The sequence below is a fragment of the Brevundimonas sp. genome, from assembly GCF_027484365.1.
Taxonomy (GTDB): Bacteria; Pseudomonadota; Alphaproteobacteria; order Caulobacterales; family Caulobacteraceae; genus Brevundimonas.
This window is the reverse complement of sequence record NZ_JAIXTC010000018.1, coordinates 145,781-158,019: the sequence shown is the minus strand read 5'-3', so window position 1 is coordinate 158,019 and position 12,239 is coordinate 145,781. Positions and strand designations below refer to the sequence as shown.

The following is a 12,239-nucleotide window of genomic DNA, read 5'->3' as shown; positions in this document are numbered from 1 at the left end:
GTCCACTGCTTTCGAAAAGCGCCACCGAGCCGACGACTTCATGCGCCGACTGCTTCCGACCGCCCGTGCGTTTGTGACCCACTCCGGCCAGACCGCCGCCCTGATCGGCGTCGCGGTCATGGCCATGGCCATGGCGCCGGCGGACCGGGAGCCCCGGATCCGGACCCTGGCCTTGCCTGAAGTGCCGCCGGTCATGGCGGTGGCCGAACCCGCCGGGCCCCTGACGCGGCCGATGCGGTTCGAGGAGCCGGTGCGCGGCTTCGCCATCAACTCCCGCTTCGGCATGCGCCGGCTGGGCGGGGAACGGGGCGCACGGATGCACAAGGGTGTGGATATCGCTGCGCCTCAAGGCACCGCCGTCTATTCGGCGGCCGAGGGCCAGATCATTCGTATTGGTCACCAGCCCGAGGGTTATGGCAATTTCATCGAGATGCGCCATCCGAACGGCATGACCACGATGTACGCCCACCTGAGCCGTATCGATGTGGCGTCCGGCGACCGTGTGCTGGCAGGCGAACGGATCGGCCTGGTGGGGTCGACCGGCTATTCCACCGGTCCGCACCTGCATTTCGAGGTGCGTCGCGACGGAGCCCAGGTGAACCCGTCCCGCGTCGTGGGTGAGACCTTCCAGGTCGTCGTCGCCGACTGACGTCGAATCCGGTTTCCATGTAAAGCGTCCTTTGCTACCCCTAGGTCTGGTGTTGACCGGGGGATGAGTATGGCGGCCTTGACGCTCGAAGGCGTGAGCAAGCGCTACGGCGAATTTCAGGCGGTGAAGGATCTGAGCTTCCAGGTCCGGAAGGGCGCCATCTGCGGCTTCCTCGGGCCCAACGGCGCCGGCAAGACCTCGACCATCCGGATGATCCTGGGTCTGCAGTCTGCGTCTGCGGGGACGATCGACATCCTCGGCGCCTCCGACGGGCGCAAGGTCCGCGACCGGATCGGTTTCCTCCCGGAGGAGCGCGGCCTCTACAAGAAGATGACGCCCGTTGAGGCGATCGCCTTCTTCGGCTCGTTGAAGGGTCTGCCGACCCGCGAAGGCAAGCGCCGCGCCCGCGAGATGCTCGAAGCCCAGGGCCTCGGCGCGTCGCAGAAAAAGAAGATGAAGGAGCTGTCCAAGGGGATGGCCCAGAAGGTCCAGCTGATCGCCTCGGTCGTGCATCGTCCGGAGTTCGTGATCCTGGACGAGCCGTTCAGCGGCCTTGATCCCGTCAACCAGCAGGGGCTCGAGGCGGTGATCCGCGACCTGGCCGCCAACGGCGCGACGGTCCTGTTCTCGACCCACGTCATGCAGCACGCCGAGCGGCTGTGCGACCAGGTCGTTCTGATGGCGCGCGGGCGCAAGGCCTTCGACGGCACGGTGACCGAGGCGCGGGCGACCTCTCGCCGGTTCCTCGAGCTGGAAGGGGAGATCTCGGCCGAGGCCGTGGCGGCCCTGCCGGGGGTGACCGGCGTCGAGATCGTGTCGGATCAGGGCGGCGTGCGGGTGCTCAAGGGCGCCCTGGCCAGCGGGGCCGGCGGGCAGGAGGCGCTGAAGACCGCCTTCATCAGCGGCCTCGACGTGCGCCGGTTCGAGCTCAAGGAGCCGACCCTGCATGACGCCTTCATCGACCTGACGGGCGACCATCCGGATCAGGACCAGAGCGTGGCCCGACCTGCCGCCAAATCGGAGGTGAGCCAATGAACCGTATCCTGCTGATCGCCCAGCGCGAGTTCCTCGCCTATGCCAAGACGGTCGGGTTCTGGCTGTCCCTGCTGGCCTTCCCCCTGTTCGCCGTGCTCGGCGGGGCCGTGCCCCTTCTGATGCGCGGGGCCGATCCTGTGCGGACGGTCGTCCTGATCGAGGAGGGGCCGGCCGCGACCGGTCTGGCCGCCGCCGTGAAAAACGTCCTGGATGCCGACGCCGAACGTCAGGCCGAACGCGCCCGGGAAGCCGCCGAGAAGGCTGCGAAATCCTCGGGAGCACCTCCCGGAGCCGCCGAAAGCGCGATCGCTTCCATGACGCGGTCGCGTATCCGGTTCGTCGATACGCCGGCCGATCTGTCCGCCGCCGCGCCGGGCGCGGCCCAGGAGGCGGTCGTGCGCCGCTACCTGACCGACGAGACACCCAAGTCGCAGCGACTCGACGCGATCGTCTTCCTGACCCGGACCCCCGAGGGACCGGCGGCCCGAGTCTGGGCGGCGCGGGCGACCGACGACACGGTTGAGGACTTCGTGCGCCGGGCCCTGCGCGACGAGAACCGCGACACCGTCCTGCGCGAGGCCGGGATCGACCGGGCCGTGGTCGAGCGCGTCGATGACTTCCGGCCCGAGATCAATGTGTTTTCGCCACGCTCGGCGGGGGGAGGTGAGGTGTCGTTCAAGGACCGCCTGCCCGGCATCATCGGCCTGGCCTTCAGCTTCATCCTCTGGTCGCTGATCATCACCGGCGCCTCGATCCTGCTGAACAGCGTGATGGAGGAGAAGTCGAACAAGATCCTCGAGGTCCTGCTGTCGTCGGCCTCGGCGACCGAGATTCTGACCGGCAAGGTCCTCGGTGTGGCGATGCTGACCCTGTCGGTGCTGGTCGTCTGGGGCGGGATCGGGGCCGCGGGTCTGATCACGGCGGCCCCCTCGGTGGCAGGCGACGTCGCCTCGGTGCTGATGACCGACGGGCTGATCTTCTACTTCATCGGCTACATCGTCGGCGGCTACCTGATGTACGCCGTGCTGTTCGCGGCCATCGGCGCCTTCTGCGAGACGCCGCGCGACGCCCAGACCCTGATGGGGCCGATCATGATGGTGCTGGTCGTGCCCTTGCTGGTCGTCCAGATGGCCCTGGTGAACCCCGACGCGCCGGCGGTGAAGTTCCTGTCCTGGGTGCCCTTCTTCACCCCCTTCCTGATGAGCGCGCGGGCACCGTCCGGGCCGCCTTTGATCGAGATCATCGGCACGATGGCGGGGATGTTCGCTGTAGCCCTGCTGATGGTGTGGCTGGCCGGCCGGGCCTTCCGGGCGGGTGCGCTGTCGGACGTGAAGCTGAGCTGGAAGAGCTTCGGCCAGGCCATCTCGGGCGGCGGGCGGTAGGCCTGTAACCCTCTCCCCTTGCGGGAGAGGGAGGTCGCGCACGGCGGCGCAGCCGTCGTTCTGGCGCGAGCGGGTGAGGGGTGACGCCGGTCCTTACCGGTGAGGCGGCATGACCCCTCACCCTTTCGGCTGGCGCATCGCTGCGCTCTGCGAGCCTCAAGCCCTCTCCCGCAAGGGGAGAGGGTTTCACGCCATCAAAAAGGCCGCCCCGGTTTCCCGGGGCGGCCTTTGAAATCTGTACCTTACGTCGCGGCCCTTAGGCGCGCGGGACGCGGGGCTTCGGAGGCGGCAGCAGGCCTTCGCGCTGCATGCGCTTGCGGGCCAACTTGCGGGCGCGACGAACGGCCTCGGCCTTCTGGCGGGCGCGCTTCTCCGAGGGCTTCTCGTAGTGCACGTGGCGCTTCATTTCACGGAAGCTGCCTTCGCGCTGCATCTTCTTCTTGAGGGCTTTGAGCGCTTGATCGACGTTATTATCGCGAACGAAAATCTGTACCAGGTTGAACTCTCCTTTGGCCGCCCGCCGCGTCCTTGAGAGGCGGGCAGACAAATAAAATCGGTTCCCGCGGGCGACAGCCCGGCGAGCGAAGGCGTGCGGATACACCAAGCCTTCTGTCCTGTCCAGATCGTCACAGCGCTTCCGTGACGCTCGCGATCCCGCTGTGACGGGCGTATCATGTCCAAATGATCGATACGCCTCACCTGTCGAACACGCCTGAGCCCGCCCATGAACCGGATTGGGCCGACCGGATGGAGCAGTCCGTGCTCGATTCGGCGCTGGATCTGGCTCCGCGCCTGGGCTGGAACGGCCGGATGGTGCGCGAGGCCTGCGCGGCGAACGGCTTGAGCGAAGGTGATCAGGAGCTGCTGCTGCCCAACGGCGCACGCGATCTGGCGGCCCTGCTTTGGCGTCGGCACGACGACCAGGCCCTGGCCGCGCTGGGCGATCCGGCGGCGCTGAAGATCCGCGAGCGAATCGCCAAAGCCGTCTCGACCCGGCTGGAGGTCGCCGCAGCGGATGCGGAGGCCGAGAAGCGGCTGTCGGGTTTCCTGGCCCTGCCGACCAATACCGATCTGGTGCTCAGCCTGACCTGGGCGACGGCGGACCGGCTCTGGCGCTGGGCAGGAGATGCTGCGACCGACTGGAACCACTATTCGAAGCGGACCATCCTGTCGGGCATCCTGATCCCGGCCATGACTCTGCGACTGTTCGACGGCAAGGACGCCTCGGACGCCTTCGTGGCTGCGCGGATCGAGAACGTGATGACCTTCGAGAAGTGGAAGGCGGGCAAGGATTTCGACGCCCCGGTCCGCAAGGTCACCGAGATGCTGAGCCGGCTGCGATATCCGCAGAGAACGTAACCCTGTCCCACCGGGAGAGGGAGAGTCAGAGCGGCTTCACCCGGTTAACGTGCGCCATCTTGCGGCCGGGACGGGCCTCCGCCTTGCCGTAGAGATGGAGGCGCTGGTCGGGTTTGGCGGCCAGTCGGGACCACTGCTCGACCTCGTCGCCGAGAAGGTTGGTCATCTCGACGCGAGCGTGAGCGGCGGTGGGTCCGAGCGGCCAGCCGGCGACGGCGCGAATATGTTGTTCGAACTGGTCGCAGACGCAGCCGTCCTGAGTCCAGTGGCCGGTGTTGTGGACGCGGGGGGCGATCTCGTTGACCAGCAACTGGCCGCCTCCGAGGTCGAACAGCTCGATGCCCACGACGCCGACATAGGCGAGGCCCTCCAGCACGGCGGCGGCGATCGCCTTTGCGCGCTTCAGGGTCTTCGCATCGACCTGGGCCGGGGCGTGGGTGGTGCGCAGGACGCCACCCGAATGGTGGTTCTCGCCCAGCGGATAGACGGCGATCGCGCCGTCACGGCCCCGGGCGGCGATGATGGACAGTTCGCGGGTGAAGGCGGCGCGGGCCTCGAGGATGGCGGGGCGGCCCCCGAGCTCGGTCAGGGCGGCTGCGGCCTGTTTCGGCGACCTGATCCAGACCTGGCCCTTGCCGTCGTAGCCGTCGCGGCGGGTCTTGAGCAGGGCGGGCGTGCCGAGCGTCTCAAGCGCAGCGTTGAGGTCGTCGAGGCTGTCGACGGCGGCGAAGGCGACCGTGGGCGCGCCGACGGCGTTGAGGAAGGTCTTTTCGTCCACCCGGTCCTGGGCGACGGCCAGCGCGGTCGGTCCGGGAGCGACAAGGGCGCCGGCCTCAGCCAGGCGTTCGACCGAGGCGGCGGGGACGTTCTCGAACTCGAAGGTCACCACGTCGCAGACCTGTCCGAAGACGTTCAGGGCCGTCGGGTCGTCATAGGCGGCGACGATCTGGCCGCGCGAGACACGACCGGCCGGGCTGTTTTCCTCCGGGTCGAGGATGACGACGTCGAAGCCGAGCCGCGAGGCGGCCTGCGACAGCATGCGCCCGAGCTGGCCGCCGCCGAGGATGCCGATGGTCGAACCGGGCGGGAGGGGGACGGGCAGGGCTGATTCAGACAGAAAGGGCACTCAGTCTTCGACCGTCTCGTGGACCGACTCGGTCTGGGCTTCGCGGAAGGCGTCGAGGCGGCCGGCCAGGACCTCGTCGTTGAGGGCCAGGATCTGGGCGGCGAGGATGCCGGCGTTCTTCGCCCCGGCCTCTCCGATGGCCAGGGTGGCGACGGGGACGCCGCCGGGCATCTGGACGATGGACAGCAGGCTGTCGAGACCCTTGAGCGCCTTCGACTGGACCGGAACGCCGAGAACCGGAAGCGGTGTCATCGCGGCGGCCATGCCGGGCAGATGGGCGGCCCCGCCGGCGCCGGCGATGATGACCTTGAAACCGGCGGCCTTCGCGCCGTTCGCGAAGTCGAACAAGCGTTGCGGGGTGCGATGGGCCGAGACGACGCGGGCGTCCCAGGCGACGCCCAGACGGTCGAGCATGTCGGCCGCGTGCTTCATGGTGGGCCAGTCCGAGCGGCTGCCCATGATGATCGCCACCGGGGGGGTCGTCGTCGCCATGCTTAGGGGCTCCAGCGAGGAAAGCGGCCCGTTACAGCACGCGCGTTGCGCCCGCAACCAACGGCGTTAGCTTGGGGCGGACGGCGCACGCATTGAGTCGCGCCCGGAGCTGCTTCTCGACGTGACCGACGCGCCGGACATCGACGACCCGCCCGCCGACCTTGGGGCCGAGATCGCCCGGCTGCGCGCCGAGGTGGCGGCCCTGACTGCGCGCGCCGAGGCGGCCGAGGCGGCGGCGGAGCACGACGTCCTGACCCCCGTGCTGAACCGGCGGGGCTTCGTCGCAGCCATGACCCGGACCATGGCCTACTGCACCCGCTACAAGGTCCCGGCGGTGCTGCTGTATCTGGACCTCGACGGATTCAAGGGGGTCAACGATGCGCTGGGCCATGCGGCGGGCGACGCCGCCCTGGTGCGGGTGGCGGAGCTGCTGCTGGAGAATGTCCGGGCGACCGACGCCGTCGGGCGACTGGGCGGGGATGAGTTCGCGATCCTCCTGCTGAACGCCGACATGGATGCCGGCAAGGAGAAGGCGGCCGGACTGAAGGCGGCGCTGGAGGAGGCTGCGTTCACCTACGACGGCCAGCCGGCCTCGCTGGGCGGGTCGTTCGGGGTGCGGGCCTTCGCCGGCCAGACGGACGTGGAGACCTGGCTGGCCGAGGCGGATGCGGCGATGTGGGTTCGCAAGCGCGGAAGATAGTGCGCAAAAACAACGATCTATGCGACAGTGCGCAGACTGGGTCCAAGGCGTTGTACTCTCAGGACTCGGAAAGACAGAGTCCAGCGGGTCCCCCTCCCTGAGAGGGATAGGGATCAGCTAGGCGATGATGTCCGGCAGGATCCGGCTTTCGATTTTCACGATCTCGTCGCGGAGCAGGAGCTTCTTGCGCTTGAGGCGGGCGATCAGGAGCTGGTCCGGGATCGGCATGTGCGACAGGGCCTCGATGGAGGCGTCGAGGTCGGCGTGTTCCAGACGCAGCAGCTTCACCTCTGCGTGCAGGGCGATCTCTTCGTCGGTCAGAAAGGGTTGATCGTCGTTCATGCCGGTCCCCGCGAAGGCGGGCTTATACCTGAGGCCGGGTCAGGCCGGAAGGCGTTCGGCGAGCGTTGTCAGAGCCGGGCGCGGCACGACCCGGCTCCAGACGCGCGCGACGGAGGCCAGGGCGTCTATGGCAGGGCGGGGTGGACCCGTAGGCGCGGGGGCCAGGACCTCCAGTCCGGCCATCAGATGGCGCTCGGCAGCCAGTTCGACGGCCTTCACGGACTCGCGCAGGCTCTCGCGCGCGGCGTTGTCGATGTCGGGATTGGTGTTCTTGAGCGTGCGTCGAAGAGTGCGCAGGGGCGCGACGGCGGCGGCGTCCCATGCGCGGGCGCAGTCGCAGGCGCCCTCGATGGCGTCCTCGTCGAGCAGGCGGCCCGTCGCGGCGGTCCAGCCGGCCCAGAGCAGAAGGGGGACGTTCTGGCCGGTTCCGTCCTGCAGCTGCAGGCAGGCCTCGGGTACGCCGGGAGCGGCATAGGCCTTCAGCGCCCAGTCCCAGAATGTGTCGTCGGGCTCAGGCATCGCCAGGGCCTTTCAGCCCGTCCCAGCGCTTCACCGGGGCCCAGTCGAGCCCGAACAGGTCCAGCGCGCGGCCCACGGACTGGTCGACCATCTCTGCGATCGAGGCGGGTCTGGAATAGAAGGCGGGCAGGGGCGGGGCGATGGTGGCGCCCATCTCGGCCAGGGCCGTCATGGTGCGCAGGTGTCCGAGGTGGAAGGGGGTCTCGCGCACCATCAGGACCAGGGGCCGGCGTTCCTTCAGCACGACGTCGGCGGCGCGGGTCAGCAGGGTCGAGGTTACGCCTGTGGCGATCTCGCTCATGGTCCGGACCGAACAGGGGGCAACGATCATGCCCAGGGACTTGAAGGAGCCCGAGGCGATCGAGGCGCCGACATCGTTGAGCTTATGGACGACCGAAGCTCTGGCCATCAGGTCGTCTGCGCTGAAATCGGTCTCCTGCGACAATGTGAGCAGGGCCGCGCGGGTGACCACCAGATGGCTCTCGACACCGAGCTCGCTCAGGGCGTCGAGCACCCGGAGTCCGTAGATCACCCCCGAGGCGCCGGAGAGTCCGACCACCAGGCGGGTCGGCGGGTTCCGTACGGCTACGTTCACATCATGGTCCAGTTTGGGGGCCAGGTTCCGACGTGCCCGGAGAAATTTTACGTTCTGTTGACGTCACCGAACCGTGATTTCACAGACCGCAAATCCAGGCGCTCACTGTGTGGTCCCTTAGACATGGAGGCGCAAGCCATGACCATCGAAGCTCGTATCCGCGAACTGGGAAATCGTCACCGCCAGCTGGATGAGACCATCCGGCAGGCGTTCGGTCGGCCCGCCGTGGATGAGTTGCAGGTCAGGGAGCTGAAACGAAAGAAGCTTCGGCTCAAGGAGGAAATCACCAGTCTGGAGGCCAGGGCAGGCTAGCCCCGGTCTCCCTCCAGACAAGCGAACGGCCCCGGGAGCGATCCCGGGGCCGTACTTTTTTGTTGCGCTAGCGCTCGCGACGCGGTCGCTCGCTGGTTGAGCGCGGTTCTCCCTCCCCCCAAGGGGAAGGGAGAAGGATTACTCGTTGGTGCCGAACACCGAGGCGGCGGTCGGTTCGGCGGTCCGGCGTTCGCGTTCTTCGGGGACGAACTCGGGTTCGGCGGGTTCGGCTTCGATGGGCTGGAGGGCAGCGCCGCCCTTCTTCGCATCGTCCTTGTTCTTCTTGTCGGCGGCCTTCGAGACCAGTTCGTCCAGCACCAGCTGGCCGACGAGGCCGAGCGTCACCGGGTCCACCGGCTTGATGTTGGGGCTGTTCCAGTGGGTGCGGTTGCGCACGCTGTCGATCGTCGACTTGGTGGTGCCCAGCAGTTTGGCGATCTGGGCGTCGGTGACTTCGGGGTGGTTCTTGACGAACCACATGATGGCGTCCGGACGATCCTGGCGACGCGACACCGGGGTGTATTTCGGCGCCGGCTTGTGGGTCTTCAGAAGCTCGGCATGACGGCTGACGATGGCCTTCATGCGATAGGCATCATTCTCCTGGGCCTTGTCCAGTTCCTCGCGCGCCAGCTGGCCGCCGGTGATGGGGTCCACGCCGCGGATGTCACGGGCCACGTCGCCGTCGGCGATGCCGCGCACTTCCAGCGGATGCAGGCCGCAGAAGTCGGCGATCTGTTCAAACGTCAGCGAGGTGTTGTCCACAAGCCAGACCGCAGTGGCCTTGGGCATCAGGATGTCGGTCATTGGGGCAGTCCCGGAAATGAGGGGCCCGGCGATCCCGGGCTCTGGATACGACGGCGCCCGACCTTTCGGCCGGGCGCTGATGATTTGATATAGGCCTGTTTGGAGCAAAAGAAAACGTCGTCTGTCGGTGTCATACAGCAACGGTTCATGCTGATAGTTGGACACTGTCACATCGGACGCGTTGAGCGGCCTCAGGGATCATCTGGAGGAAGACCATGTCTATCGCACTCACCTCGATCGCCGCCCTGGCGATGCTCGCTGGCGGCGCCCAGGAAAGCGCCCCGGCGATGGCCGACGGCAACGGACCTCAGCGGGTCGCGCCGCGCGGCAGCTTCGCTGACAGCTGCAGCGGATCCTATGTCAATCAGGGCCGGCTCTATGCCGACTGCCGCGATATGCGCGGAAACATCCGTGGCACCTCCATCGAACTGGCGCGCTGCTCGTCCAGCGACATCGGCAACGATAACGGCCTGCTGGTCTGCGCCAATGTTCGCGGCGACTATGAGGATCGCGGGGGGAACAACGGCGGCGGCGGACGACCCGGCGGCAATGGCGGCGGCAACGGCGGCGGCTGGGGTAACGGCGGCAACAACGGCGGCGGCTGGGGCAATGGCGGCAACAACGGCGGTGGTTGGGGCAATGGCGGCAACAATGGCGGTGGTTGGGGCAACGGCGGGAACAACGGCGGTGGCTGGGGCGGCAACAACGGCCGGAGCAGCATCACCGTGTATGCCGACAGCAATTACCGCGGCTATTCGCAGACTTTCCGCAGCGAGATTTCGAATCTGAACAACTCGGGCCTGAATGACCAGATCAGCTCGATGGAGCTCAACGGCCCATGGGAGGTCTGCACCGACTCCAACTACCGCGGTCAGTGCCAGATCGTGACGAACAGCATCCGCAACCTGAACAGCACCGGCTATAACGATCGCATCTCTTCGATGCGTCCGGCCCGGGGCGGCGGTCGCTGGTAGGCGGCTCCGGTTCAGCGACGGTCCGGGATGCGGTCACACCCCGCTAGCTGACCGTAAGGACAATCTTGCCGACATGCTCGCCCGCCTCCAACCGGAGGTGGGCGAGTTTCGTTTCGGCCAGGGGGAAGGTGGCCTCGACCGGCGGCCGCACAGCCCCCGAGACGACCCAGGGCCAGACCACCGCCTCCACAGCCGCCGCGAGACGGGCTTTCTCGTCGGCGGATCGTCGACGGAGGGTCGAACCCGTCAGGGTCGCCTGTTTCATCATGATCCGCATCAGATCGACCTGGGCGAGCGCTCCGCTGAGCGTCGCGATCACGACCCAGCGTCCGCCGGGCTTCAGGGCGTTCAGATTGGCCTCCGCATAGGCCGCGCCGACCATATCGAGGATGACGTCCGCGCCGCCGGCGTCCCGGATCGCTGTCTCAAGGTCTCCTGCCGAGGCGTCGAGGCTGACGTCTGCCCCAAGCGCGAGGGCCGCACCGGTCTTGGCCGCGCCCCGTGAGGTGGCGATGACGCGGGCGCCCGCCGCCTTCGCCATCTGGATGGCCGTCACGCCGATGCCGGAGGTGGCACCGTGGATCAGCAGGGTTTCGCCGGCCTTCAGCCCGCCAGCCTCGAACACATTGGCGAAGACAGTGAAGACTGTCTCGGGCAGGGCCGCCGCCTGGATGAAGTCCAGATCGTCGGGGATCGGCAGGGCGTGCCGGGCGTCGACGATTGCATACTCTGCATAGCCTCCGCCGCCCAGAAGGGCGCAGACCCGGTCGCCGACCCGCCAGCGGGCCCGGGCGCCGGGTGTTGAATCCGGACCGACCTGGTCGACCACGCCGGCGACCTCCAGCCCCATGATGTCGGATGCGCCGGGTGGGGGAGGGTAGGCGCCCGCGCGCTGAAGGAGGTCGGGGCGATTGACCCCGGCGGCGTGCACGCGGATGCGGATTTCACCATCCCCGGCAAGAGGATCCGGGCGTTCGGAGAGGTGCAACGCCTCGGCGGAACCCGAGCCGCCGTCGATCTCGATGATCCGCATATCGTCCAAGCCTTGCAATCGTCCGTGTCCGGGAGCGTAAATGGGCTTCTTCGGGGTTCTGGCCAAGGAGGCGACGATGACGTTTGAGGATCTCGATCCGCGCCCGCAACGCGGAGCGGCCATGGCGGCCCTGGGGCGCGAGGATCTGGACCTGTATTCGGTCGATGAACTGGGCGAGCGGATTGAGGCCCTGGAAGCCGAGATTGCCCGGGCGCGCGCGGCCATCGCCGGCAAGGCCGCGAAGAAGTCCGCCGCCGACGCCCTGTTCAACTTCGGCCGCTGATGCGGTTCCGCAGAGGCCCTTTCCGTGGCATGGCGGTTGCAGGCGGACGGCGTGCGGCGCCGTTCCGGCCCGATAGACGAGCGGACCTTCCGGATCACGATGAGTATGGCTGAGTTGATGGGCGACGATAATCCCGCGCCGAATACGGCGTCCCGCGCCGGAGAGATTCGCGATTTCGCGCGCTCCGAACTGTTCGAGCGCACCTTCCAGGAGGGGATGGATCTGGTCGAGGAGACCGCCGCCTATCTGGATGGCGACGGGCGCCGCGAATCCAAGCTGCTGTCGCGCTCCGCCGCCCTGGCCTACGCCGCCGAGAGCATGAGACTGACGACGCGCCTGATGCAGGTGGCGTCCTGGCTGCTGGTCCAGCGCGCCGTCCGCGAAGGCGACATGGCTCCGGAAGCTGCCTGCGAGCCGCGCTATCGCCTCAGCGAACGCAAGGTCGAGAGCGAGCCGAGCCATTCCGAGATGCCGATCGCCCTGGTTGAATACCTCGTCCGCGCCGAAAAGCTGCACGACCGTGTCCTTTATCTGGACAGGCGCATGTATCTCGACGCCGCGCCCGAGCCGGACGCGAACCCGGTGCTGAGCCAGCTGGGGATGCTGGAAGCCGCGTTCCGGACCTAGACCTCAC

General features: G+C 67.7%; 17 protein-coding genes. 9 read left to right on the top strand and 8 right to left on the bottom strand.

Annotation, left to right across the window (positions count from 1 at the left end):
* The first annotated feature begins 40 nt into the window (after positions 1-40).
* The 3 genes from Q0044_RS08880 (at position 41) to Q0044_RS08870 (ending at position 3,066) form a co-directional block, all read left to right on the top strand.
* On the top strand, positions 41-649 hold the full coding sequence (locus Q0044_RS08880) for a M23 family metallopeptidase (protein WP_298161546.1): 609 nt from the start codon (positions 41-43) through the stop codon (positions 647-649).
* A 69-nt stretch (positions 650-718) separates the two neighbouring features.
* The gene (locus Q0044_RS08875) at positions 719-1,684 is read left to right on the top strand and encodes an ABC transporter ATP-binding protein (protein ID WP_298161545.1); all 966 of its coding nucleotides are present in this window, start codon (positions 719-721) and stop codon (positions 1,682-1,684) included.
* Positions 1,681-3,066 (top strand): ABC transporter permease, encoded by a 1,386-nt coding sequence (locus Q0044_RS08870; protein WP_298161544.1) that lies wholly within the window; start codon positions 1,681-1,683, stop codon positions 3,064-3,066. Before Q0044_RS08875 ends, Q0044_RS08870 begins: the two co-directional genes overlap by 4 nt.
* Positions 3,067-3,322: 256 nt before the next feature.
* Here Q0044_RS08870 and rpsU read toward each other — a convergent pair whose 3' ends face one another.
* Positions 3,323-3,562 carry a 30S ribosomal protein S21 gene (gene rpsU / locus Q0044_RS08865; RefSeq protein WP_298161710.1) on the bottom strand — a complete coding sequence of 80 codons (240 nt, stop codon included), beginning with the start codon at positions 3,560-3,562 and terminating at the stop codon, positions 3,323-3,325.
* 185 nt (positions 3,563-3,747) lie between these two features.
* Here rpsU and Q0044_RS08860 point away from each other — a divergent pair, with 185 nt between their 5' ends.
* Entirely contained in the window at positions 3,748-4,425 is a 678-nt protein-coding gene (locus Q0044_RS08860) for a COQ9 family protein (RefSeq protein WP_298161543.1), read from the top strand.
* Positions 4,426-4,450: 25 nt separating this feature from the next.
* Here the strand turns inward: Q0044_RS08860 and Q0044_RS08855 are convergent, their stop codons facing one another.
* Both Q0044_RS08855 and purE read right to left on the bottom strand, forming a co-directional pair.
* A complete protein-coding gene (locus tag Q0044_RS08855) occupies positions 4,451-5,551 on the bottom strand; it encodes a 5-(carboxyamino)imidazole ribonucleotide synthase (protein ID WP_524536154.1) in 1,101 nt (366 codons plus the stop codon).
* The gene (gene purE, locus Q0044_RS08850) at positions 5,552-6,043 is read right to left on the bottom strand and encodes a 5-(carboxyamino)imidazole ribonucleotide mutase (RefSeq protein WP_298161542.1); all 492 of its coding nucleotides are present in this window, start codon (positions 6,041-6,043) and stop codon (positions 5,552-5,554) included.
* A 121-nt stretch (positions 6,044-6,164) separates the two neighbouring features.
* Here purE and Q0044_RS08845 point away from each other — a divergent pair, with 121 nt between their 5' ends.
* The gene (locus Q0044_RS08845) at positions 6,165-6,743 is read left to right on the top strand and encodes a GGDEF domain-containing protein (RefSeq protein ID WP_298161541.1); all 579 of its coding nucleotides are present in this window, start codon (positions 6,165-6,167) and stop codon (positions 6,741-6,743) included.
* A gap of 117 nt (positions 6,744-6,860) precedes the next feature.
* Here the strand turns inward: Q0044_RS08845 and Q0044_RS08840 are convergent, their stop codons facing one another.
* The 3 genes from Q0044_RS08840 to Q0044_RS08830 are packed head-to-tail and all read right to left on the bottom strand — an operon-like array spanning position 6,861 to position 8,199.
* A complete protein-coding gene (locus Q0044_RS08840; RefSeq protein WP_298161540.1) occupies positions 6,861-7,085 on the bottom strand; it encodes a YdcH family protein in 225 nt (74 codons plus the stop codon).
* 39 nt (positions 7,086-7,124) lie between these two features.
* Positions 7,125-7,604 carry a TIGR02444 family protein gene (locus Q0044_RS08835; RefSeq protein WP_298161539.1) on the bottom strand — a complete coding sequence of 160 codons (480 nt, stop codon included), beginning with the start codon at positions 7,602-7,604 and terminating at the stop codon, positions 7,125-7,127.
* The gene (locus tag Q0044_RS08830; RefSeq protein ID WP_298161538.1) at positions 7,597-8,199 is read right to left on the bottom strand and encodes a UbiX family flavin prenyltransferase; all 603 of its coding nucleotides are present in this window, start codon (positions 8,197-8,199) and stop codon (positions 7,597-7,599) included. The genes Q0044_RS08835 and Q0044_RS08830 overlap by 8 nt, the downstream gene beginning before the upstream one ends.
* Before the next feature lie 138 nt (positions 8,200-8,337).
* Between Q0044_RS08830 and Q0044_RS08825 the strand changes: the two genes are divergently transcribed.
* Positions 8,338-8,511, top strand: a complete 174-nt coding sequence (locus Q0044_RS08825; protein ID WP_298161537.1) for a YdcH family protein — start codon at positions 8,338-8,340, stop codon at positions 8,509-8,511.
* A gap of 138 nt (positions 8,512-8,649) precedes the next feature.
* On the opposite strand, the gene Q0044_RS08820 is transcribed toward Q0044_RS08825, so the two are convergent.
* Positions 8,650-9,315 carry a DUF1013 domain-containing protein gene (locus tag Q0044_RS08820; RefSeq protein WP_298161535.1) on the bottom strand — a complete coding sequence of 222 codons (666 nt, stop codon included), beginning with the start codon at positions 9,313-9,315 and terminating at the stop codon, positions 8,650-8,652.
* A 215-nt stretch (positions 9,316-9,530) separates the two neighbouring features.
* On the opposite strand from Q0044_RS08820, the gene Q0044_RS08815 reads away from it, so the two are divergent.
* Positions 9,531-10,289 (top strand): beta/gamma crystallin-related protein, encoded by a 759-nt coding sequence (locus Q0044_RS08815; RefSeq protein ID WP_298161534.1) that lies wholly within the window; start codon positions 9,531-9,533, stop codon positions 10,287-10,289.
* A 43-nt stretch (positions 10,290-10,332) separates the two neighbouring features.
* Here Q0044_RS08815 and Q0044_RS08810 read toward each other — a convergent pair whose 3' ends face one another.
* Complete coding sequence (locus Q0044_RS08810; protein WP_298161705.1) at positions 10,333-11,322, bottom strand: NAD(P)H-quinone oxidoreductase; 990 nt, start codon at positions 11,320-11,322, stop codon at positions 10,333-10,335.
* 40 nt (positions 11,323-11,362) lie between these two features.
* On the opposite strand from Q0044_RS08810, the gene Q0044_RS08805 reads away from it, so the two are divergent.
* Both Q0044_RS08805 and rcdA read left to right on the top strand, forming a co-directional pair.
* On the top strand, positions 11,363-11,605 hold the full coding sequence (locus tag Q0044_RS08805) for a DUF1192 family protein (RefSeq protein ID WP_298161533.1): 243 nt from the start codon (positions 11,363-11,365) through the stop codon (positions 11,603-11,605).
* A gap of 117 nt (positions 11,606-11,722) precedes the next feature.
* On the top strand, positions 11,723-12,232 hold the full coding sequence (gene rcdA, locus Q0044_RS08800; RefSeq protein WP_524536161.1) for a protease adaptor protein RcdA: 510 nt from the start codon (positions 11,723-11,725) through the stop codon (positions 12,230-12,232).
* Positions 12,233-12,239: the final 7 nt, after the last annotated feature.